General features: G+C 44.0%; 24 protein-coding genes. 15 read left to right on the plus strand and 9 right to left on the minus strand.

Going from position 1 to position 23,153, the window contains the following annotated elements:
- The first annotated feature begins 94 nt into the window (after nucleotides 1-94).
- The 10 genes from ccoN (at nucleotide 95) to uspE (ending at nucleotide 9,099) form a co-directional block, all read left to right on the plus strand.
- Complete coding sequence (gene ccoN / locus MSG38_RS05495) at nucleotides 95-1,528, plus strand: cytochrome-c oxidase, cbb3-type subunit I (RefSeq protein ID WP_009846707.1); 1,434 nt, start codon at nucleotides 95-97, stop codon at nucleotides 1,526-1,528.
- An 11-nt stretch (nucleotides 1,529-1,539) separates the two neighbouring features.
- Nucleotides 1,540-2,160: a cytochrome-c oxidase, cbb3-type subunit II gene (ccoO, locus tag MSG38_RS05500; RefSeq protein ID WP_017059643.1), complete on the plus strand. Its 621-nt coding sequence runs from the start codon at nucleotides 1,540-1,542 to the stop codon at nucleotides 2,158-2,160.
- 9 nt (nucleotides 2,161-2,169) lie between these two features.
- The gene (locus MSG38_RS05505) at nucleotides 2,170-2,343 is read left to right on the plus strand and encodes a CcoQ/FixQ family Cbb3-type cytochrome c oxidase assembly chaperone (protein WP_004733679.1); all 174 of its coding nucleotides are present in this window, start codon (nucleotides 2,170-2,172) and stop codon (nucleotides 2,341-2,343) included.
- Nucleotides 2,343-3,317 carry a cytochrome-c oxidase, cbb3-type subunit III gene (gene ccoP, locus MSG38_RS05510; protein ID WP_017063857.1) on the plus strand — a complete coding sequence of 325 codons (975 nt, stop codon included), beginning with the start codon at nucleotides 2,343-2,345 and terminating at the stop codon, nucleotides 3,315-3,317. The genes MSG38_RS05505 and ccoP overlap by 1 nt, the downstream gene beginning before the upstream one ends.
- Before the next feature lie 108 nt (nucleotides 3,318-3,425).
- On the plus strand, nucleotides 3,426-3,905 hold the full coding sequence (locus tag MSG38_RS05515) for a FixH family protein (protein WP_017059641.1): 480 nt from the start codon (nucleotides 3,426-3,428) through the stop codon (nucleotides 3,903-3,905).
- Nucleotides 3,906-3,910: 5 nt separating this feature from the next.
- Nucleotides 3,911-6,283 (plus strand): heavy metal translocating P-type ATPase metal-binding domain-containing protein, encoded by a 2,373-nt coding sequence (locus MSG38_RS05520; RefSeq protein ID WP_248401233.1) that lies wholly within the window; start codon nucleotides 3,911-3,913, stop codon nucleotides 6,281-6,283.
- The gene (gene ccoS, locus MSG38_RS05525) at nucleotides 6,283-6,519 is read left to right on the plus strand and encodes a cbb3-type cytochrome oxidase assembly protein CcoS (RefSeq protein WP_017059639.1); all 237 of its coding nucleotides are present in this window, start codon (nucleotides 6,283-6,285) and stop codon (nucleotides 6,517-6,519) included. The genes MSG38_RS05520 and ccoS overlap by 1 nt, the downstream gene beginning before the upstream one ends.
- On the plus strand, nucleotides 6,509-7,183 hold the full coding sequence (locus MSG38_RS05530) for a sulfite exporter TauE/SafE family protein (protein ID WP_017059638.1): 675 nt from the start codon (nucleotides 6,509-6,511) through the stop codon (nucleotides 7,181-7,183). The genes ccoS and MSG38_RS05530 overlap by 11 nt, the downstream gene beginning before the upstream one ends.
- Before the next feature lie 86 nt (nucleotides 7,184-7,269).
- A complete protein-coding gene (locus MSG38_RS05535; RefSeq protein ID WP_017059637.1) occupies nucleotides 7,270-8,016 on the plus strand; it encodes an FNR family transcription factor in 747 nt (248 codons plus the stop codon).
- A 132-nt stretch (nucleotides 8,017-8,148) separates the two neighbouring features.
- Entirely contained in the window at nucleotides 8,149-9,099 is a 951-nt protein-coding gene (uspE, locus tag MSG38_RS05540; RefSeq protein ID WP_017070547.1) for a universal stress protein UspE, read from the plus strand.
- Between the two features lie 121 nt (nucleotides 9,100-9,220).
- On the opposite strand, the gene ttcA is transcribed toward uspE, so the two are convergent.
- From ttcA to MSG38_RS05560, 4 genes are all read right to left on the minus strand, one after another.
- A complete protein-coding gene (ttcA, locus tag MSG38_RS05545; RefSeq protein ID WP_017059635.1) occupies nucleotides 9,221-10,114 on the minus strand; it encodes a tRNA 2-thiocytidine(32) synthetase TtcA in 894 nt (297 codons plus the stop codon).
- A gap of 319 nt (nucleotides 10,115-10,433) precedes the next feature.
- Nucleotides 10,434-11,084, minus strand: coding sequence for a DUF2987 domain-containing protein (locus MSG38_RS05550; RefSeq protein WP_248401234.1), 651 nt, complete (start codon nucleotides 11,082-11,084; stop codon nucleotides 10,434-10,436).
- Nucleotides 11,085-11,207: 123 nt separating this feature from the next.
- A complete protein-coding gene (locus tag MSG38_RS05555; protein WP_248401235.1) occupies nucleotides 11,208-12,056 on the minus strand; it encodes a glucosaminidase domain-containing protein in 849 nt (282 codons plus the stop codon).
- Nucleotides 12,049-12,876 carry a hypothetical protein gene (locus tag MSG38_RS05560; protein ID WP_048612081.1) on the minus strand — a complete coding sequence of 276 codons (828 nt, stop codon included), beginning with the start codon at nucleotides 12,874-12,876 and terminating at the stop codon, nucleotides 12,049-12,051. Before MSG38_RS05560 ends, MSG38_RS05555 begins: the two co-directional genes overlap by 8 nt.
- Before the next feature lie 329 nt (nucleotides 12,877-13,205).
- On the opposite strand from MSG38_RS05560, the gene potA reads away from it, so the two are divergent.
- From potA to MSG38_RS05585, 5 genes are all read left to right on the plus strand, one after another.
- The gene (gene potA / locus MSG38_RS05565) at nucleotides 13,206-14,321 is read left to right on the plus strand and encodes a spermidine/putrescine ABC transporter ATP-binding protein PotA (protein WP_017059631.1); all 1,116 of its coding nucleotides are present in this window, start codon (nucleotides 13,206-13,208) and stop codon (nucleotides 14,319-14,321) included.
- Entirely contained in the window at nucleotides 14,305-15,162 is an 858-nt protein-coding gene (gene potB / locus MSG38_RS05570; protein ID WP_017059630.1) for a spermidine/putrescine ABC transporter permease PotB, read from the plus strand. The genes potA and potB overlap by 17 nt, the downstream gene beginning before the upstream one ends.
- Complete coding sequence (gene potC, locus MSG38_RS05575) at nucleotides 15,162-15,932, plus strand: spermidine/putrescine ABC transporter permease PotC (protein WP_004733706.1); 771 nt, start codon at nucleotides 15,162-15,164, stop codon at nucleotides 15,930-15,932. Before potB ends, potC begins: the two co-directional genes overlap by 1 nt.
- Nucleotides 15,933-16,080: 148 nt before the next feature.
- The gene (locus tag MSG38_RS05580; protein WP_248401236.1) at nucleotides 16,081-17,115 is read left to right on the plus strand and encodes an extracellular solute-binding protein; all 1,035 of its coding nucleotides are present in this window, start codon (nucleotides 16,081-16,083) and stop codon (nucleotides 17,113-17,115) included.
- Nucleotides 17,116-17,325: 210 nt separating this feature from the next.
- The gene (locus MSG38_RS05585; RefSeq protein WP_017066410.1) at nucleotides 17,326-18,363 is read left to right on the plus strand and encodes an extracellular solute-binding protein; all 1,038 of its coding nucleotides are present in this window, start codon (nucleotides 17,326-17,328) and stop codon (nucleotides 18,361-18,363) included.
- A gap of 94 nt (nucleotides 18,364-18,457) precedes the next feature.
- On the opposite strand, the gene cobB is transcribed toward MSG38_RS05585, so the two are convergent.
- The 5 genes from cobB to fdh3B all read right to left on the minus strand — a co-directional run bounded on the left by cobB (nucleotide 18,458) and on the right by fdh3B (nucleotide 23,143).
- Entirely contained in the window at nucleotides 18,458-19,192 is a 735-nt protein-coding gene (gene cobB, locus MSG38_RS05590) for a Sir2 family NAD+-dependent deacetylase (protein ID WP_048612080.1), read from the minus strand.
- A gap of 258 nt (nucleotides 19,193-19,450) precedes the next feature.
- A complete protein-coding gene (locus MSG38_RS05595) occupies nucleotides 19,451-20,671 on the minus strand; it encodes an ammonium transporter (RefSeq protein ID WP_248401237.1) in 1,221 nt (406 codons plus the stop codon).
- A gap of 376 nt (nucleotides 20,672-21,047) precedes the next feature.
- A complete protein-coding gene (locus tag MSG38_RS05600) occupies nucleotides 21,048-21,464 on the minus strand; it encodes a hypothetical protein (protein WP_050649910.1) in 417 nt (138 codons plus the stop codon).
- Nucleotides 21,448-22,521 carry a formate dehydrogenase subunit gamma gene (locus MSG38_RS05605; RefSeq protein ID WP_048615941.1) on the minus strand — a complete coding sequence of 358 codons (1,074 nt, stop codon included), beginning with the start codon at nucleotides 22,519-22,521 and terminating at the stop codon, nucleotides 21,448-21,450. The genes MSG38_RS05600 and MSG38_RS05605 overlap by 17 nt, the downstream gene beginning before the upstream one ends.
- A gap of 13 nt (nucleotides 22,522-22,534) precedes the next feature.
- A complete protein-coding gene (gene fdh3B, locus MSG38_RS05610; protein WP_248401238.1) occupies nucleotides 22,535-23,143 on the minus strand; it encodes a formate dehydrogenase FDH3 subunit beta in 609 nt (202 codons plus the stop codon).
- Nucleotides 23,144-23,153: the final 10 nt, after the last annotated feature.

Raw genomic sequence — 23,153 nt, forward strand, 5'->3', positions numbered from 1 at the left:
GCCCTGAATAGGCTGAATTTCCTTTTCTAATTTGGGTGGCATTACGACGTGAGTCGTGTTGGAAGTAAAGTGTAGTAAATAAGAAATTGGAAGCATGCAAATGAGCCAAGAAAAGCAGCTTGAACAAAACTACAACTATACGGTCGTCCGTCAATTTACCCTAGTTACAATTTTGTGGGGTATTGTCGGTATGGGCGTTGGTGTTTTGATTGCCGCTCAATTAGTTTGGCCACAGCTAAACTTTGATACGCCGTGGTTGACGTACAGTCGTTTACGTCCCCTGCATACTAATGCGGTTATTTTTGCGTTCGGTACAAGTGCGCTGTTTGCAACATCATATTATGTTGTACAACGTACCTGTCAGACGCGTCTCTTTGGTGGCCCTCTCGTAGCCTTTACCTTTTGGGGTTGGCAAGCGATTATCCTGTCCGCTGCAATTACTTTACCGTTAGGTTTAACCTCTGGTAAAGAATACGCAGAACTTGAATGGCCAATCGATATTGCTATTACTCTTGTGTGGGTAGCTTATGCGGTCGTGTTCTTCGGAACCATGATTAAACGTAAGACATCGCACATTTACGTAGCAAACTGGTTCTTCGGAGCCTTCATCATCACGGTTGCCGTGTTGCACATCGTTAACAGCCTTGCTGTTCCTGTATCTGCGTTTAAATCGTACTCGATTTATTCCGGAGCGATCGATGCAATGGTGCAATGGTGGTACGGACACAATGCGGTAGGCTTCCTATTGACAGCTGGTTTCCTAGGTATGATGTACTACTTCGTTCCTAAACAAGCTGGTCGCCCTGTTTACTCTTACCGTTTGTCGATTGTTCACTTCTGGGCTCTCGTGTCTCTGTATATCTGGGCTGGTCCTCACCACCTACACTACACTGCACTTCCTGACTGGACTCAATCTCTAGGTATGGTTATGTCTTTGGTTCTGTTTGCTCCATCTTGGGGTGGCATGATCAACGGTATTATGACTCTATCTGGTGCGTGGCATAAGCTTCGCTACGACCCAATCCTACGTTTCCTAATCGTTTCTCTATCATTCTACGGCATGTCGACTTTCGAAGGCCCAATGATGGCAATCAAAACGGTTAACGCACTATCTCACTACACGGACTGGACTATCGGTCACGTTCACTCTGGTGCGTTAGGTTGGGTTGCAATGGTTTCTATCGGTTCGGTTTACCACTTAGTTCCTAAACTATTTGGTCAAGAGCGTATGTACTCTGTATCTCTAATCAATGTTCACTTCTGGTTAGCAACGATTGGTACGGTTTTCTACATTGTTGCAATGTGGATCTCTGGTGTGATGCAAGGTCTGATGTGGCGTGCAGTTAACTCTGACGGTACATTAACTTACAGCTTCGTTGAATCTGTAGAAGCGTCTTACCCGTTCTACTTTGTACGTTTCTTAGGTGGTTTCATCTTCCTATCTGGTATGTTCTTAATGGCATACAACACGTACAAAACTGTTTCTGCACCTAAAGATAGCCTTAAAGCTATCCCTCAACCGGCTTAAGGAGATTTAGAATGAGCTCAAATTCAAATAATCGCCATGAGTTGGTAGAGAAGAACGTTGGCCTACTAGCGATTCTTATCGTTATTGCTATCAGTTTTGGTGCTTTAGTAGAAATTACCCCGCTTATTTTCCAAAAGCAGACAACTGAACCTGTAGAAAATCTACGCGTTTACTCTGCTCTGGAAATGGAAGGTCGTGATATCTACATTCGCGAAGGTTGTAACGTATGTCACAGCCAAATGATTCGTCCTTTCCGCTCTGAAACTGAACGTTACGGTCACTACTCTGTAGCTGGCGAAAGTGTTTGGGAACACCCATTCCTATGGGGTTCTAAGCGTACTGGTCCTGATCTAGCGCGTGTTGGTGATCGTTACTCTGATGAGTGGCACCGTGTTCACCTTATCGACCCTCGTGAACTTGTTCCTGAATCAAACATGCCTGGTTTCCCATGGCTTGCTGAGAATGTACTTGATGGCAAATTGACTAAACAGAAGCTTGAAATCTTCCGTAATCAATTTGGTGTTCCTTACACAGACGAACAAATTGCTAACGCTAAACAAGATGTTGAAGGAAAAACAGAGATGGATGCAATCATCGCTTACCTTCAATCGCTTGGCCACGCAATGAAATAAGGAATAATTATGGACATTATTACATTTCAAAGTGTTTGGACTGTTACTGTTTTTGCTTGTTTCATCGGCATCGTTTGGTGGGCTTTCGGTAAAAATCGTAAGTCGCGCTTCGACGAAGATGCAAACCTAGTGTTCGCTGATGAAGCACCTGCGAAAGATAAAAATCAAGGAGTGACGAAGTAATGAGTACATTCTGGAGTATTTGGGTAACAGTAATCACAATCGGTACACTGATTGGCTGTGCAGCCTTGCTTCGTTGGTGTTCCAACGATAAAACAGGTGTAGAAGAAGGTCAGGATATGGGCCATGAATACGATGGTATTCGTGAGCTTAATAACCCACTACCTAAATGGTGGACATACCTTTTCGTGAGCACAATTGTGTTTGCAGCTGTTTATCTAGCTCTATACCCAGGCCTTGGTAACTTTAAAGGTCTACTAGGTTGGACGAGTTCAAACCAAACAGTTCGTAGCGTAGAAGAGTCTCGCTCTGCAATCGCTGCTGCACAAGCAAACAAACAGTTAGACGCATACGCGAAAGAGCTTGATGATGCAGACACCTACTTTGGTGAAGCATTCAGAAAGCTAGCTCACGACGAAAATGGTCTACGTTCTGTCCCTGACATTGCATCAGATGCTGATGCAATCAAAGTGGGTCAACGTTTGTTCCTACAAAACTGTTCTCAGTGTCACGGCTCTGATGCACGTGGTCAGAAAGGTTTCCCGAACCTAACTGATGACGCATGGCTATATGGTGGTGAACCACAAGCTATCGTTACTACCATCATGCATGGTCGTGTCGGTCAAATGCCAGGTTGGAAAGACGCTCTTGGCGAAGAAGGCGTAAAAGAAGTAGTTAGCTACACGCTTAGCCTTTCTGGTCGTAGCGTAAACGCACGTGAAGCAGAAGCTGGTAAAGCTCGCTTTGTAGTGTGTGCAGCGTGTCACGGTACTGATGGTAAGGGTAACCCTGCTGTTGGCGCCCCTGACCTGACTGACCGTGACTGGCTATTCGGCGATTCTCGCGCTGATGTGACGGAAACAGTCATGTACGGACGTTCTGGTGTAATGCCGGCTTGGAAGGACATCCTCGGTGAGGATAAGGTTCAGCTCGTCTCTGCCTATGTCTGGAGCCTCAGCAACTCAGATAAAGAGTAACATAATAATAACAGCCCCTTCTTAAGGGGCTGTCTTTCTTTTACAGTTATAACCTTAAGTGTTTGTAAAAATTAGTTTTATTTCATTGTATATATTGAGAATAATAATATGGAACAACCTTGGTATAAGCAGTTTTGGCCGTGGTTTTTGATCTTCCTAACCGTTGGCGTTTCTATGCTAACATTGGTTCGAGTCGCGATACTTACCAACCATTCAGTTAACGTTGTCACTGAAGATTACTATAAAAAAGGTAAAGGTATTAATGTCGACATTTCGAAAGTAAATGTTGCTAAAGAGCTTGGCCTATCAGCTTCAGTTAGCGAGAAAGGTAACTCAGTTATCATTACCCTAGACAAAGGCAAGCTAGACCACTTCCCTGCTATTAGCGCAATGTTCGTGCACCGAACGCTGCCTGACCGTGATTTTACTCAGCTACTGACCGCTGATGCGAGAGGCAACTACACGTTGACTCTGGACCATGAAATGCAAGGTCCATGGTTTATCGAGCTTTCTCCGCATGATTCTGAATGGTTAGTGCAAGGTCGCATGAACTTCCCTATTGATACTCCTACTCAACTAACGAACTAAAGCTTATGTGTGAATCCTGTTATCACTGCGGTGAAGATGTACCAGCGGAAACGGATTTTAAAGTAGAAATCTTAGGATCGGTGCGACCGATGTGTTGTCCGGGTTGCGAAACCGTAGCCCAGACAATCGTTGATAGCGGTTTGGTCTCTTACTACCAATATCGTACCGCTCCAGCTGAAAAAGCGGATCTCGTGCCAGAGCAACTTCTGGCACTCAGTCATTACGACAACGAAGATGTTCAATTGGAGTTCGTCCGAAACTCTGAAAACACCTCTGAAGTGACATTGTCACTAGAAGGTGTCTCTTGTGCTGCTTGTGCATGGCTTATTGAGAAGCAAGTATCTTCAAAGTTAGGGGTTGTGAGTATTCGTGTTAATACCACGACTAACCGCGCCCTGCTCAGTTGGGACAACACTCAGACGAAACTGAGCGAGCTGTTGTCTTCAATCCATACCCTAGGCTACAAAGCCGCTCCTTTCGAGGCTGATCAACAAGAAGCCGCCTATCATCGTTCGATGAAGAATTATCTCTATCGTCTTGGTATTGCTGGTTTAGCAACCATGCAGGTCATGATGCTGGCTGTGGCGCTTTATCTTGAAGTCTTTGGTAACCTTGAACCCGAATTCAAAAGCTACTTCCGTTGGGTGAGCTTAATCTTTGCAACACCGGTTCTGCTCTACTCTGCATTGCCTTTCTATATCAATGCGTGGCGTAGCCTCAAAGGTCGAACATTGGGTATGGATGTACCTGTATCGATTGCTCTGTTGTTTGCCTATGTTGCAAGTTTGGTCGCAACGGTGACAGAGAAAGGTGAAGTATTCTTCGAATCTATCTCGATGTTTACCTTCTTCCTACTGCTTGGTCGTTTCCTTGAAATGCGCGCTCGTCGTAAAGCAGCCGCCGCTAGTGGTAACCTGCTTAAGCTTGTTCCTGCTATGGCAACAACGTTAGATGGCGAACAAGTTCCGGTAAAAACCTTAAAAGTTGGCGACCAAATTCGCGTTCTACCGGGTGAACACATTCCTGCCGATGGCAAAGTATTGTCTGGCAGAGTCCATATCGATGAATCGATGCTGACTGGCGAATCTATCCATGTAGTCAAAAACGAAGGTGATACTGTCTTTGCTGGTACATTGAATGGTGATGAATCATTTGAATTGGAAGTAATGACGTCAAAAGCGGATTCGGTTATTTCCAATATCGTTCGCCTGCAAGACGAAGCGCAATTGTCTAAACCTCGCATCGCAGAAATTGCTGATGTTGTAGCGCGATACTTTGTTGCGGTGATCTTAATCATCTCATTCGGTACTTGGTTTTACTGGCACCAAACACGACCAGAAGACGCTTTCTGGATCATGCTTTCGGTATTGGTAGCAACGTGTCCTTGTGCTCTGTCACTTGCAACACCGACGGCGATTACCTGCTCAACGTCTCGCATGGGTAACTTCGGTATTTTGCTGCGCAAAGGCCATGTCTTCGAAACTTTATGCAAAGTGAATCACTTGATCATCGATAAAACAGGCACATTGACTGAGGGTGATATTCGTATCAGCCAAGTTGAAACCTTCGCCGAGCTTGATAAAGACACGTGTCTCAAAGTAGCGGCGAGCCTGGAGCAACACGCTAACCATCCTATCGCTAAAGCGTTCAAGACTCATATTTCAGATGATATCGAAGTAGAGTCAGTCAATAACGTGATTGGTTCAGGTATCACTGGTGAGTGGAACGGCCAAGAAGTTGCGATTGGTAGTAGCGAATTCATTCTAGGTGAAGCTCAACCATCGGAAAGCAACGGCATTTACTTGTCGATGGCGGGCCGTCATATCGCAACGTTTATATATGAAGATCCGATCCGCAAAGAAAGCATCGAGTTTATTAAGCAATTTAAAGAAGCGGGAATCAAAACGACTCTGCTTACTGGCGATTCTTTGATTAACGCGAAGCCTGTTGCTGAAGAGATCGGTATTACAGACATTGTTGCTAACGCGAAGCCTGAAGATAAACTTGCTTACTTGAACTCTCGAGATGCAAGTGACATTACCATGATGGTTGGCGATGGCATTAACGATGCCCCTATTCTTGCGGGTGCTCACCTTTCCGTTGCTATGGGCGGCGGTACGGATGTGGCGAAAGCTTCTGCGGATATGGTGTTGTTGGGTGATAAGCTCGATAGATTACTTAAGTCGCGTACTTTGGCGTTAAAAACGCGTAAGATAATCCGTGAAAACCTAGCTTGGTCATTAGGGTATAACTTACTCATTCTTCCATTGGCTGTTGCAGGTTTGGTTGCTCCATACATTGCCGTTGTTGGCATGTCTGCCAGCTCTATTATTGTTGTGTCTAACTCGTTAAGGCTTTTAAAAGAGCAAGGTAAATAATGGAAAGTTTATACATCCTGATTCCCATTGCGATTGTACTAGTGTGCATCGCTGTTGGTATTTTTCTATGGGCGGTGAAGAGCGAACAGTTTGAAGACCTAGAACGTCAAGGTCACAACATTCTGTTTGATGAAGACGAAAAGGCTCACAACCATTCTGATAGCAAACCTGTCAAGAACGAGAAAGCTAACAGCGAAAGCCAAACTAACGTAGACAAAAAGAACGATGACGCCTGATTGGATCGGAGCCTTTGTTGTTGGATTGATCGGCGCGGGCCATTGCATGGGAATGTGTGGTGGTATTGCGTCGCTTCTTTCGATTGGCAACAGTAAACCTTCCCCTGTTATTCCCCTACTTTATAACCTAGGGCGCTTGCTGAGTTATGCCGTGATTGGTGGTGTGATTGGCGGTGCAATCTCTTCGATAGGTCAGCTAAGCGATTTTAACGCTCTGCTAGGTTGGCTGCGATTATTTGCAGCTGGCTTTATGATCGTCTTAGGTTTGTATATCGGTAAATGGTGGTTCGGCTTGTTGTTCTTTGAAAAAGTCGGACAGAAACTATGGCGCTATATCTCTCCTTTAGGTAAATCATTTCTACCATTGAAGCACCCTAGCCACGCTTTACCGTTTGGCTTTATTTGGGGTTGGCTGCCATGTGGCTTAGTTTACTCAATGCTTACGTGGGCAGCCGTATCAGGAAGTTGGTACAACGGAGCCGGTATCATGCTTGCTTTCGGTTTAGGTACGCTTCCAGCAATGCTGACAGTTGGTATGGGTGCTAATTTCCTCAAAAAACTGCAACAAGCTGACTTATTTCGCCAATTAGGCGCAATTTTAATCCTCCTTTATGGTTTCTATACCGGATATATGGCATTGCAGCTCATTATTTATACCGTATAGGCAATCTTTAAATCCGGTTTTTTTACTACCCAACTGGATAAAGGAATGCTAAAATATTGACGTATATCAAATAGTGAAAGATTGTTATGATTTCTGAAAAGCCTGTGACGAAACGTGTTCAGTCTGGTGGCTGTGCGATCCATTGCCAGGATTGTAGTATTAGCCAGCTCTGTATTCCGTTTACTTTGAATGAATCTGAACTCGATCAACTTGATCAGATCATTGAGAGAAAAAAGCCTATTCAAAAAGGCCAAGAGTTATTTAAAGCCGGTGACGAGCTTAAATCTCTATATGCTATTCGCTCTGGAACGATCAAGAGCTACACGATTACCGAGCAAGGTGATGAGCAGATTACTGCATTCCATCTAGCGGGCGATCTTGTTGGCTTCGATGCGATTACTGGTGACCAACACCCTAGTTTCGCACAAGCGCTAGAAACTTCTATGGTATGTGAAATCCCATATGAGATTCTTGATGACCTATCAGGAAAAATGCCTAAATTGCGTCAGCAAATTATGCGCCTGATGAGTAACGAGATTAAAGGTGACCAAGAAATGATTCTGCTTCTTTCTAAGAAGAACGCGGAAGAGCGTCTTGCTGCATTCCTTTACAACCTTTCTACTCGCTTCTCTCAACGTGGCTTCAGCCCGCGTGAGTTCCGCCTAACGATGACTCGTGGCGATATTGGTAACTACCTTGGTTTGACTGTTGAAACGATCAGCCGTCTTCTAGGTCGTTTCCAAAAAGCAGACATCTTGAGCGTTAAAGGCAAATATATCACTATCGAAGATCACGATGCGTTGATGGAACTTGCTGGCGTTTCAAAAGAATAGTCTAGATATCAATGATGTAGTTCAATAATGAGCTACATCATGTTTCTCTCTTAAAACCTCTTATATTTCTCTTAATCTCACCATAACTACGCTACATTATTTATATGTTCGGTCTGAAAAGTAGGCTTAGTTATGAGTATCTATAACAAAATTTTAGTTGTCGCAGACATTAATCACGATGAGCAACCTGCTCTAGTTCGTGCTATCCAACTTGCTAAGAAAAGCACCTCAACAAGCCACATCACTTTCTTTTTGTCGATATACGACTTCTCGTATGAAATGACATCTATGCTCTCTATCGATGAAAGAGACGCAATGCGCAAAGGCGTAATTCATCAACGCGAAATTTGGATGAATAAAGTCGCAGAACCTTACCTAGATGATTCTATTGAATTTAATGTACAAGTGGTTTGGCATAATCGCCCGTACGAAGCGATCATTGCCGAGGTTTACAGCGGCGAGCACGATATCTTAATCAAAGGTACGCGTAAGCACGATACCTTGGAGTCTGTCATCTTCACTCCAACCGATTGGCATCTGTTGAGAAAGTGCCCTAGCCCAGTGCTATTGGTTAAAAACGATTTCTGGCCAGATCACGCGAAGATTTTTGCTTCAGTTCATGTAGGTTCTGAGACAGAAGCTCACTTAGAGCTTAACGATACGATGGTCGACAGATTACTAGAGATCACAGGTCGTTTGGACGCTGAACCGTTCTTGGTGAATGCCTACCCAGTGACACCTGCGAATATTACCATTGAACTGCCAGAGTTTGATCCAACGTCTTATACCGACGCAGTTCGTGGTCATCACTTAACAGCAATGAAAGCACTTCGTCAAAAGCACGGTATGTGTGAAGAGCAAACTGTGGTCGAGCAAGGCTTGCCTGAAGATGTTATTCCTCGTGTCGCTTCTGAAAATAACGCTGCGATGGTGATCCTAGGCACAACGGGTCGTACTGGTTTGTCTGCCGTATTTATTGGTAATACAGCGGAACATGTTATCGACAAGATTAACTGTGATGTGTTGGCTCTTAAACCGTCTGGTTACGTGAGCCCATTAGACCCTAACCTCTCGAAAGGTTAAGTTAGAGGCAAGTTTAATTTATAAAAAAACGCCTCAAGCATTGCTTGAGGCGTTTTTGTTTATCTAGAGCAACGCCATTTCAAATACTGAATGGCTAACTCATCTTGATCGAGTCAAATGGCTAAACGTTGGTCACGTCGATGAACATTGACTCATCAATGTTTGAAGATGAAATTTCAGCTTCTTCGAATTCGTATGCTTTGCGGTCTTCACTTCGGTCTAGTGGAAGGTTCACGAAGTCAAACAGTTCGCGGTCAGCCAGTTGGCTTGGGCTTACGTTCTGGATTGACTTGAAGATCTTCTCAACACGACCTGGCGTTTTCTTATCCCAATCAATTAGCATCGCTTTAATGTTCTGACGCTGTAGGTTCTCTTGAGAGCCACATAGGTTACAAGGAATGATTGGGAACTCTTTGTGCTCAGCGTATTTGATTAGGTCCGTTTCACGACAGTAAGTCAGTGGACGAATAACAACGTTACGACCATCATCTGAACGAAGCTTTGGTGGCATAGCCTTTAAGCGCGCACCGTGGAACATGTTTAGGAACATGGTCTCAACGATGTCGTCTAAGTGGTGACCCAGTGCGATCTTAGTTGCACCAATCTTCTCTGCGAATGAGTACAAAGTACCACGACGAAGACGAGAGCATAGGCCACACGTTGTTTTACCTTCTGGCACTTTCTCTTTAACCACTGAATACGTGTCTTTATCTACGATGTAGTAAGGAATGTTCAGCGTTTCAAAGTACTCAGGAAGAATGTGTTCAGGGAACCCAGGTTGTTTTTGATCTAGGTTTACTGCCACAACATCAAATTTGATCGGTGCTGCTTCACGTAAACGTAGCAAAATGTCTAGCATCGCAAATGAATCTTTACCGCCACTAATACATGCCATTACTACGTCATTCTCTTCGATCATGTTGTAGTCGATGATGGCATTTCCAACATTTCTTCTCAGACGTTTCTGAAGTTTGTTGAATTCAAGTGTTTCTTTTCTATTATCGTTTTGGTTCATTGCGACTCTCACACCGTCGTATTACCGACTGTAGATTGCTAGTGGGACTGTTTTAGGGCGTGGATTATACGGATTTTTATTTGATGTTGAAATAGTAACGGCAGGATAAACAAGCTGAGTAATAGAAAGATTCTGCTTTTGTTGTTAGATAAGCGCCCTAAACGGCAGAGAAACGCGGCTTCACAAGCTCTCGGTTGGTGTCACAGATAAAGAAAAGCAGCCTGCTCTAATTCGATGAGGCTGCTTTAAGATATGTCGTAAAAGCTTGGGGGAATGATTCCGCTAACAATTACTTCACTAACAATAATTCCGTTAAAACTTATTGCGCGGGAATGTACGGCAATACGCGAGCTGTTGGTTCTGGTAACGTGATGCTGTCACTTCCATTCAGTTCTTCTAAGGTGAATTTCACACGACCTTCTTTGATTGGTAGTTGCTTGCCATTTGAAAGCTCGATGTTGCCTTCCAGCTTATTAGCGAACTCTAGCGTTAACCCTTGGATATCTGGTGTGAACCAACCAGAGAACATACCGCTGACGTCTTCAAGCATCGCCTGCATCTGTGGCAATAAGTTTTCTATCTGTGCAACTTCTACTGTGCCAGCTAAAGGCTCTTGAGTCATCACAACCAAAGAGTACGCACACTCTTGTTCTTGTGTTTGTACAAAGATAAGAGGATTCGCCGAGCGTAGGTTTTGATCTACCGGTAGAAGCAGTTCATTGGCTGGAGATACTTTTAGCTCTTCGTAGTGCTCTTCTTTTTCCATCCAAGCTTTGCTGATGTGACAGGTTTGCTGAGCTTGTTGATCAACAAAGAAGACCGCAACTTTGACATCATCATGCCCTTCTTTGGTGTTGTTTTTCAGCTGAGTATAAAGCTTAGAATACGTGAACATGTATTCTTGCGCTGAAGCAGGAAGAGAAACCCCAAGGCTTAATGAGGCTAATAAAGCGAGTGCTGTCTTTTTCATTATTATAATCTTGTCGAAGTTGAGCGTTTATAAATAGAAAGAGCAGCCAATGAGCTGCTCTTTTTGTGACATTACTTGGTATAAGCCGACTATCGAAGGCAACCAAGTTGGTATCAAAATGAGTTACTTTTTCCAGTATACCTCGTTGTGACGGATCATAGCTTGTAAATCAGTCACATAGTCGGAACCTCGCTCAGAATATTTTAACAAGCCATTGGTGAGCTCTGTCGCCGTTGAGGTTGTTAAAAGATCATCACCTTGGGCAGCAAGTTTTGCACGAATCGCTCTTAGATCGGCGTAAGCACGATTACGATTAAGGTTCATGAAGTAACGATGTACGGATTCTTGACTTGAAGAGAAAGTTGCGACTTCATGCGAGCTACCTTCGTTACGTTGTAGCGGAACAAGGCCACAACCTTTGGTGTAACACCAGTGTCCGAAATAGTTGTTCGCTTTGGTGGCGAAACGCGACGTGCCCCAAGCTGACTCATTCGCAGCTTGTGTCAGTACAAGCGCCTCTGGCAGCACATTGACGCGGTTAAGCATCTCTGTCAGCCATGCCTGATCCAAACCTTCACTAGGCACTGGCAGGCTGTACAACTTCCCTAACCTTTTCGCATAAGACGCATCTTCAGAATCAATATTGCTTAAACCAGACTCAGAGAGTTTAGTTAAAAACGCGCGCTCTTTGGTGATACGTTTGTTTTCAATATTGATGCTTGGACGTAGGAACGAAAAGAACGTGTCCTTTTTCTCATTCACATCTTCGATGGCCGCAAAGTTTGGTGTGCTCGAAGAAACCGTCAAGTCACCAAACTGGTCAGCTGAATTGGAGCTCTGTTCTGTCGTACGTCGACGCTCTTCTTCTTGGTAAATATAAGGACCAATCAGTGAAATAGAGCCAACAAGAGCCAGTGCCGTCACTTTAAGCGCAAGTGATTTGCTTGCGCTTGCTTGTGTGTCTTTATGCATCGAACACCTGTGGGTTTTTGTTATTGTCGTCGTTATTGCTGTCGTTGTTATCGTCATCGCTTTTTGGACGATCCGAAGCAATCAGTTTCAACTTGATGCCAAACATTTCACGGTAAAGAATACCTTTCACGTGGAAGAAGAATGGAAGAACGAAGATTAAGCCAATGCCGTACATCATCGCAGCCACGATGAACATCAACATAACCATTAGGTAAATAGACGCGACTACAAATATCTTCTTGTTTACCGCTCTTAATGAAAGCAGAAGCGATTGCATTGGCGGTACTTTCTTATCACATATCAGCAGAATCGAATGGCTAAATGCAAGTGAGAAGTAGATAGACAAGAACGGCAGAATCATACCTGCGATGCCTTGAAGCATTAGGCTAAACAAAGTCACTAGAATCACGGGAACCGTAAACTGCAAACCTTTACCGATGTGGCGTACTTTGGTTTGTAGGCCAGCAGCGTGGCTCATTGCCATTAAACAGATACCGGCATAGATAGGTGCGCTGATCACTTCATAGCTAAAGTTCGCAATAAAAATCGATTCAACAATTTGTGGCGTGAACGATTCTGGGTCGATAACCGCATCCAAGATAACCGCAGGATCACCAAGCTGTAGTTTTAGTGCGATATAAAAGATAGCGAGCTGCACAAACATCAAAGCAATAATCGCTGGGGAAAACGAAAGAAAGTGACTTATCGTATGTTTCCAAGCTTCTTGGAATACAGCCGTTGCTTTGAGCTCATAATCGCCAGAAAGTGCACGGTTGATACTACCGCCCAAATTAAAATCTTTTTCGATGTCGTTGTTCATATTGATACCTAGGTGTGCCGATTAAGCGAAGCCACCTAACTTATTGATAAAAAATTACCTTCATTATACTCATATGTCGGATACAAACTAAAATATGAATCTGTAACAAGGCTTGCTTTTGCGTCTTAATGGTTAATAATTAGACACTTGTTAGGGTGTAAACCCAGTAAATAACAGTATGGTAAAGGATGTTTACTTTTACCTGCGAAATTTTTTATCTTCGAAAGGTAAAAAATGCTTTGAATTCACGTTTTTGGTGATTATGATGCGCGCCTTAAAGGTGTATAGCAACAGGTCTCAAATAGAACCAAGGTGGAGAAAAACAGACGTTGAACGCTAAAAAATCAGTAGGAAAGCCAGTAGTACAGCTAACTGGCATCAGTAAAAGTTTCGATGGTAAGGAAGTCATCGGCAATCTGGATTTAAACGTAAATCATGGTGAGTTTCTCACGATTTTAGGCCCATCAGGTTGTGGTAAAACAACCGTGCTAAGAATGATTGCGGGTTTTGAAACGGCAGATAGTGGTCAAATACTATTAGCTGAACAAAACGTAACCCAAGTTCCTGCTGAACAAAGGCATGTAAACACTGTATTCCAAAGCTATGCCCTATTCCCGCATATGACCGTTTTCGACAATGTGGCATTTGGCTTACGCATGCAGAAAGTTCCAAACAGCGAGATTGAACCTCGTGTAATGGATGCTTTGAAAATGGTGCGCCTAGAACAAATGGCACAACGAAAGCCACACCAGCTATCTGGTGGCCAACAGCAACGTATCGCAATCGCTCGTGCTGTCGTTAATAAGCCTAAAGTTCTTTTGTTGGATGAATCTCTATCTGCTCTGGATTACAAACTACGTAAACAGATGCAAATCGAGCTGAAACAATTACAACGCCAACTTGGTATCACGTTCATTTTTGTAACGCATGACCAAGAAGAAGCGCTGTCTATGTCTGACCGTATTATTGTTATGCGTGATGGTGTGATTGAACAAGACGGAACACCGAGAGAAATCTACGAAGAGCCTAAGAACCTATTTGTAGCGCGTTTCATTGGTGAAATTAACGTATTCGAAGCGACAGCGAAATCTCGTCAAGATGAAAAACGCATTGTTGCGACAATCGAAGGTGAAGAGTCCATTATCTATCACGATAAAGACGTAACACCGGGTCAAAAACTGCAAGTATTGCTTCGCCCTGAAGATCTTCGAATCGAAGAAATTAAAGAGTCTGAGCAACGCGGTATTGTTGGCCACATTGTCGAGCGAACCTATAAAGGCATGACATTAGATTCAGTCGTAGAACTTGAATCTGGTATGCGTGTCATGGTTAGCGAATTCTTCAACGAAGATGACCCTGATGTTGATCACTCACTGGGCCAAAAAGTTGCAGTAACTTGGGTTGAGAGCTGGGAAGTGGTATTAGAAGATGAGCAAGAAGTTTAATTTACAAAACGCAATTGTTGCTTTAATCACAGGTTGGTTAGTGCTGTTCGTGATGATTCCAAACATCATGATCATTGGTACTAGCTTCCTTACTCGTGATGAAGCGAACTTGATCGAGATGACCTTCACTCTCGATAACTATGTGCGTTTGGCTGACCCGCTGTATTTTAAAGTGTTGATGCACTCTTTCTATATGGCAATTGTCGCAACCCTACTTTGTTTAATTATTGGTTACCCGTTCGCTTACATCGTTGCAAAAATGCCTGCGAAGTGGCGTCCAATCATGTTGTTCCTAGTGATAGTGCCATTCTGGACTAACTCTTTGATTCGTACATACGGATTGAAAATTGTACTGGGTACGCAAGGTGTCTTGAACAAAAGCTTGTTAGCGCTCGATATCATTGATAAACCGCTACGTATCATGTACTCAGAAACCGCAGTAATGATCGGTTTAGTGTACATCCTACTTCCGTTTATGATTCTGCCGCTGTATTCAGCGATTGAAAAACTGGACGATACGTACTTAGAAGCGGCCAAAGATTTAGGTGCGAACAAACTGCAAACGCTATTGAAAGTTGTACTGCCACTAACAATGCCGGGCATTATCGGTGGCTGTTTATTAGTACTACTGCCAGCGTTAGGTATGTTCTACATCTCTGACCTATTAGGCGGAGCTAAGAACCTATTGATTGGTAACGTAATTAAGAGCCAAGTGCTCAACGCTCGAGACTGGCCGTTTGGTGCAGCGACGAGTATCGCACTGACCATGGCAATGGCTGTGATGCTGTATGCCTACTACCGAGCAGGTAAGCTATTGAACAAGAAAGTGGAGCTAGACTAATGGGTCGCACAGTTAAGTTCAGCTTTATGGCGCTGGTATACGCCTTTCTATACCTACCTATTATCGTATTGATCGCTAACTCGTTTAATGCCAATAAGTTTGGTATGAAATGGGGTGGCTTCACCACTAAATGGTATGACGCGCTTATTAACAACGACAGCCTAATGCAGGCTGCGTGGCACTCGATCAACGTAGCGGTGTTCTCAGCAACAGCCGCAACGATCGTCGGGAGCCTTACAGCAGTAGCCCTATTCCGTTACCAATTCAAAGGTAAAGGCATCGTAAATGGCATGCTGTTCATCGTAATGATGTCTCCAGATATCGTAATGGCGATTTCGCTTCTTGCGCTATTCTTGGTAATGGGTGTGCAACTTGGGTTCTTTACCCTACTTGCTGCTCACATTACCTTCTGTCTACCGTTTGTTGTAGTAACGGTATACAGTCGCTTGAATGGCTTTGATGTGAAGATGCTAGAAGCAGCAAAAGACTTAGGTGCAAGTGAATGGACGATTCTAAAGCAGATCATTCTACCTCTTGCTAAGCCAGCGGTTGCTGCGGGTTGGTTATTGAGCTTCACTCTGTCTTTGGACGATGTGATCATCAGCTCTTTCGTAACCGGTCCAACGTATGAAATCTTACCACTGAAGATTTACTCAATGGTTAAAGTGGGTATATCTCCCGAGGTAAACGCCCTAGCAACAGTGATGTTAGTGGTGTCGTTAATACTGGTGATCATTTCTCAGTTATTAGCGAGAGAAAAAATCAAGTAAGTCTCCTACTCTATACAGAGACTGGCTTGATTAAGAAGTTAAGAGACTTCAAGTTCAATAAAGTGTTAATCATAAACAGAATGGTAAATTGCCATTCTGTTTTTCTATCTACTGCCTTCGGGCAACGTTTAGTTTGGAGCTAACGTCAATGAAAAAATGGGCTACTCTATTAGCTGGTAGTGCATGTGCGCTTTCAATGTTATCTGCACCATCATTTGCAAAAGATAACAAAGAATTGGTATTCATGAACTGGGGACCTTACATCAACAGTGAGATTCTAGAACAGTTCACTGATGAAACTGGTATCAAGGTTATCTACTCGACTTACGAGTCGAACGAAACCCTGTACGCAAAGCTAAAAACACACAACAAAGGCTACGACCTAGTTGTGCCGTCGACTTACTTCGTATCTAAGATGCGTGACGAAGGTATGCTACAAAAGATCGACAAAACTAAGCTGAACAACTTCAAGAATCTAGATAATAACTACCTAGATAAGCCGTACGACCCAAGCAACGACTACTCTATTCCTCACGTAGTTGCGATCACAGGTCTTGCTGTTAACACTGACATGTACGATCCAGAAGATTTCCAAAGCTGGGCTGATCTATGGAAGCCTGAGCTTGAAGGTCAACTGATGATGATGGACGACACTCGTGAAGTGTTCCACATCGCGTTGCGTAAGTTAGGTTACTCTGGTAACACAACAAATGAAAAAGAGATCGACGAAGCGTACGCTGAGCTGCAAAAGCTTATGCCAAACGTTCTAGTATTTAACTCAGACAACCCAGGCGCGCCTTACATGTCTGGTGAAGTGGGTCTTGGTATGCTGTGGAACGGTTCTGCTGCTGCAGCGCAAAACGAAGGTCTACCAATCAAACTGGTTTTCCCTAAAGAAGGCGGTATCGGTTGGGTTGATAACTTTGCGATTAGCTCTGGTGCGGTAAACGTAGAAGCAGCTCATAAGATGATCGATTTCCTACTTCGCCCTGAAATTGCTGAGCAGATTTCTCGTGACACAGGCTACCTAACAGCCGTTAAAGCGTCTAACGAGAAGTTCAAAGACAGCCCTGCGCTATTCCCATCGCAAGAAGACCTTGATCGTGTTGAATGGCAAGCTGCGGTTGGCGATAAGACAGTGAAGTACGAAGATTACTTCATGAAACTTAAAGCAGGTCAGTAATTTAGCTTATTATCTCATGGCGACTAAGTACTGGTTTACTTAACAGCCCGACGTAGAGAATCAATAAGTTAAAAATAAGAATATCAATGAATAGGCAGCTTAGGCTGCCTATTTTATTATATCGCTGCTATAATATGGCACGATTTTTCGAAATCCTTTTACCTTGGGTTCACTACCCAGCTCCAAATCAAACAAATGAACGGAACAGTAATGAAAAAAACACTGTATACCGGCGCATTGTGTGCTGCTACTTTACTTTCTACACCCTCTTTCGCAGCTGACCAAGAACTGTATTTTTACAACTGGTCTGAATATATTCCCAATGAAGTACTAGAAGACTTCACAGAAGAGACTGGCATTAAAGTCTTCTACTCAACTTATGAGTCTAACGAAAGCATGTACGCTAAGTTAAAAACTCAAGGTACGGGTTACGACTTAGTGGTTCCTTCTACTTACTTCGTTTCTAAGATGCGTAAAGAAGGCATGCTTCAAGAGCTTGATAAAACCAAGCTAAGCCACTTTGCAGATTTGGATCCAAATTACTTAGATAAGCCATTTGACCCAAACAATAACTACTCAATCCCATACATTTGGGGTGCGACGGGTATTGGTATCAACTCAGACATGCTAGACAAGTCTTCAGTTAAAAACTGGGGCGATCTGTGGGATACGCAGTGGGAAGGTCAACTGATGATGATGGATGACTCTCGTGAGGTTTTCCATATCGCTCTATCTAAACTGGGCTACTCTCCTAACACGACTAACCCTGAAGAAATCAAAGAAGCCTACGAAGAACTTCGTAAGCTAATGCCAAACGTATTGGTATTTAACTCAGATTTCCCAGCGAACCCTTACCTAGCAGGTGAAGTGTCTCTTGGTATGCTTTGGAATGGCTCTGCTTACATGGCACGCCAAGAAGGCGCAACGATTGACATCATCTGGCCAGAAAAAGGCGCTATCTTCTGGATGGACAGCCTAGCAATTCCAGCAGGAGCTAAGAACACTGAAGCGGCTCATAAGATGATCGACTTCCTTCTTCGCCCAGAGAACGCTGCGAAAATTGCTCTAGAGATCGGTTACCCGACGCCAGTTAAAACCGCTTACCCTCTTCTTCCTAAAGAATTTGCTGAAGACAAGAACGTTTTCCCACCACAATCAGTGATGGATAACGGTGTTTGGCAAGACGAAGTTGGTGAAGCGAGTGTCATTTATGACGAGTACTTCCAAAAACTAAAAGTAAACAACTAGGTTATTGTTAGTTAACCAGTTAAGTAAATAAAGCGGCGTAAGCCGCTTTATTTTTTCAGATTCAGAAACTGATGTGTGTTATTAAAGACAAGGCTTAGGCCGTTAGAGAGCCCTTCTCTGAACATAACAGCTCGCCAACCAGTTTAGGCACCTCGATGCTCGCCTTGCCGTAACGCTTCTCTTCAAATTCACTTTCAACCGCACTTGGTTCGAGGTTTATCTCGATAGTATGTGCACCATGCATTTTCGCATCGTGAACAAAGCCTGCCGCTGGATAAACAACACCTGAAGTTCCGATAGAGATAAATAGATCTGCTTCTTCCAGTGCTGAATAGATGTCACCCATTCGTAATGGCATTTCGCCAAACCACACAATATGAGGGCGCATCTGCGCTGGAATTTGACAGCAATGACAAAGCTCGCCGGTTTCGATGTTGTCTTTATGGTCGATAACTTGATTGGATTCACTGCAACGTGCTTTCAAAAGTTCGCCGTGCATGTGGATAATGTTGTTACTACCGCCTCTCTCGTGCAGGTTGTCGATGTTCTGAGTGATGATTGTTACTTTGCCATCAAGTTTGTCTTCGAGCTCACCTAGCGCCTTATGGGCGGAATTTGGTTGAATGCTCTCACCTTGTAAGCCATGGCGACGCTTGTTATAGAATGCTTGAACCAAGTCGGGATCTTTAGCAAACCCTTCTGGGGTCGCGACATCTTCGATTTTATGGTTTTCCCATAGCCCGTCTTGTGCTCGGAATGTTTGTATCCCCGACTCCGCAGAGATGCCAGCGCCAGTAAGAATTACGATATTTCGATATGGGAAATGCATACAACGTCCTTTTCAATATGTCACTTTGTAACAGCTTAGCACTGTTCAAATTTCAACAATAGTTTTAGGGATTAGACCATAGTCTTAGGCAACTGAATTCATTGGCTATTTGTGACATAACTCGCTTGATGGATACTGCCGTTGTTACTCAAACTCTTGGTTTAGCTTTTCACAGAACCAAAAAAAGCGACCGAAGCCGCTTAGTTCTGTTTAACTGATGCCTACTTGATGAGCTTAAACCCATCAAAGTGAACGACGTTAGTCTTCGTTGATAGACGAGATCTTATGGATTGAAAGATCCGCGCCGTTGAATTCGTCTTCTTCACTTAAACGCAGGCCTGTTAGTTTGCTCAACACACCATAAACAATCATTGCGCCAATCAAAGCCACAGCAATGCCCGCCAGTGTGCCGACCACTTGAGAAGCAAAGCTCACGCCCCCTAGCCCCCAGAATGTTTGTGAACCGAAGATACCTGCTGCTATGCCACCCCAAGCACCACATACGCCGTGTAGAGGCCACACACCGAGTACATCATCGATCTGTGTTTTGTTTTGCATGTAAGTAAATAGGTAAACAAATAGCGCGCCTGCCACGCCGCCCGTCACCAAAGCGCCAAGTGGGTGCATCAAATCTGAGCCCGCACAAATAGCAACGAGACCAGCCAAAGGACCATTGTGGATGAAGCCCGGGTCATTTTTACCTGCAATTAGAGCCGCAAGGATACCGCCAACCATGGCCATGAGAGAGTTCATCGCCACTAGGCCGCTGATGCCGTTGATTGCTTGTGCAGACATCACGTTAAAGCCGAACCAACCCACACATAAGATCCAAGAGCCTAGCGCTAAGAATGGGATATTCGATGGTGCGAAGTTGGTGTGTTTACCCGCACGGATTCGACCTTTACGCATCCCTAAGAAGTAAACTGCGACCAAAGCAATCCAACCACCTACGCCGTGAACTACAACAGAGCCTGCGAAGTCATGGAATCCATAACCAAACTGACCTTCTAGCCAATCTTGGAATCCAAAGTTGCCGTTCCAAATGATGCCTTCAAAAAATGGATAGATGAAACCAACCGTAAACAGTGTCGCAATCAAAATTGGGTAGAAACGTGCACGCTCTGCGATACCGCCTGAAACGATCGCTGGGATTGCCGCAGCGAATGTCATAAGGAAGAAGAACTTCACCAGCTCATATCCGTTGCCTTGCGACAGTGTTTCTGCGTCTGCAAAAAAGTGTGCACCGTAAGCAACCCAGTAACCGATAAAGAAGTAAGCAATGGCGGAGACACCAAAATCCGACAGGATCTTAACGAGCGCGTTTACTTGGTTCTTCCTTCGAACGGTACCGACTTCTAGAAATGCAAAGCCAGCGTGCATCAAGAAAACCATGATGGCACCGAGTAATAGGAATAAAGTATCTGAACTTTGGGTAAGGGTTTGTACTGCACTATGAACTTGAGTCACCGTTTCACTCATTAAAGCATTCTCCTTCGCTTTATCTGATTTGCACTGATATCGTGCGATTCAATGTTGTAATTAATTAAAGACTCAACAGTGAACGCAAGATGCGTTCCAAGTGTGTGGTGTAATTTTCGTGCAACAGTTTTTACTTGTAACTTGCTGATTAATTGATAATAAATTTATCGGTGCACTTTCTTGGTTCTTAATAAGCGTGAAAATGGAAACAAGAATTGCACCAATTAAGGGAGTTGCACCATATTGAAGCGGTCAATACCATGCTTCATTCAGTTTTGTTGCTGATTAGAAACAAAAAGCCCAATGACCGAAATCATTGGGCTTTCAAAAGGACTATTGTGCTAGATAATTCGCTATCTAGTAAGTCTATGCTCGACTACAAGTTTGGACCTGTTGTCGGGTTTTGCGGCAGGTTTTGACTTAAACGCTGCATACCTTGATACATACGAATAAACCAAACCACAATCGCAACACCACCAAACAACATGCCTACATACGGGATGTAGTAAGCGATGTCATCGATAATGTGGTTTTGATACCAGTAATCGTTAACACCGATCAACACGCCATTAGAGGTTGCTACGGTCACGATAAGCACAACAAAGAACGTCAGGTTCAAGAAGAACGAGCGAATCAAGCCGTAGTAATGGGTATCCACTACTTCGCTGTCTTCACCTTTATCTAAACGATAGCCTGCGTAGATGATGGCAATTACACCAGAGAGAAGACAAGTAAATGGTGTAAAGCAGCTTAGGATGTAAGCAACCCAAATACCTTTATGAGGTTTGTTCATTCTTATTCACCCCTTCACTTTTCTCTGTTGCTGCGTTAGCGCTTTGTTCAACGCCGTTTTTCTCTTGTTCCATCACTTCTTTGTACCAAAGGTCATGGTGCTCTTTTGCCCAAGTTTCATCAACTTCGCCTGTTACCATGCCTTCTAGTGCACCTTCCATACCGAACAAGCCGATGTAGATGTGGAACACAAAACCACAGATAAGGATCAAAGCAGCCAACATATGGACTAGGTTTGAAAGCTCCATATCTCGACGGGTTTGACCGAAGATTGGGAAGTCTAAAACCAAACCACTGATCGCAGCGACACTACCCATAACAATCAATAGCCAGAACAGTGCTTTCTCACCCGCGTTCGAAAACTCAGCAGATGGATGAGAACCTTTATGTTTCCCTACCATGCCGCCCAGTTTCATGAACCACTGGATATCGACCATCTTGAAGATCGACTTGCGCCACCACTTGATAAGAACAGCCATCAACAGCACATAGAAAATTGGGCCGATGTAGTTATGGTATTGCTTAGCCAGTAGAACAATGAAGCCCCACAGATCCGTTGGGATATAAGGTTTCAAGAAGTGTTTACCGTAAACCAACATCAAACCACTGAACGCCAGTGTTAAGAAGGTAAACGCCATGCTCCAGTGCAATGCACGATCAAGTCGAGACCAACGTTTGATTTTACGACCCGTTCTTGGCGCGCTTAGCATTAGCGGGCCAATCACAACGTACATCAAAGTCACAAAAGCAATACTGCCAAAGATAGCGACCGCACCGGCTGGTGACATCCACTTCTCTTTCAATATGTACCAAGTTTGACCTGGAGTACTGATTAACACACCGTGCTCAGCTGATTGAGATGTGGTGTAACCTTCTTCACCGTTTCTTACTTGTCGCCAAAAATCAGCACCAGCAAGTTGTGTGATTTCTCGTTGAGCAGAGCTCGATTGAGTTTGTGATGAGTTCGTCTCAGATGCATGACTCATAGGAGAAAGCATTGTTAGTGCTGCCAACATCGGCAGCACAACAAGGAAGAGACGCTTAAACATTGTAAGCATATGTCTCTCCTACTTAGCTCTTAGTCGCATCGTAAGAAAGGTCGTTGCCGTCTGTCCAACCTGCACCTTTCGCACCACGTTCAACTACACGTTGACGGAAAACATCAGAAACTTTCTCTGCGTCACCCGCTAGCAGTGCTTTTGTTGAACAAAGCGAAGCACACATTGGTAGTTTGCCTTCAGCGAGACGGTTCGCACCGTACTTCTGACGCTCTTCAACAGAACCTGGCTCTGTTTCAGGGCCACCTGCACAGAATGTACATTTGTCCATCTTACCGCGCTCACCAAATGCTTCCTGTTTAGGGAATTGAGGTGCGCCAAACGGACAAGCAAACAAGCAGTAGCCACAACCGATACATAGATCTTTATTGTGAAGTACGATGCCGTCTTCTGTATGTTCAAAACAGTCTGCTGGGCAAACTGCCATACAAGGTGCATCAGTACAGTGCATACATGCTACTGAGATAGAGTTTTCACCCGGTTCACCATCGTTCAGTGTTACAACGCGGCGACGCTGAATACCCCATTCCAGAGCATCATCATTTTCATTCTTACATGCAGTGACACAACCGTTACATTCGATACAACGCTTGGTGTCACAAAGAAATTTCATTCTAGCCATTTTAAGACTC

This window comes from Vibrio sp. 1CM24A (genome assembly GCF_023161725.1).
GTDB classification, from domain to species: Bacteria; Pseudomonadota; Gammaproteobacteria; order Enterobacterales; family Vibrionaceae; genus Vibrio; species Vibrio coralliirubri.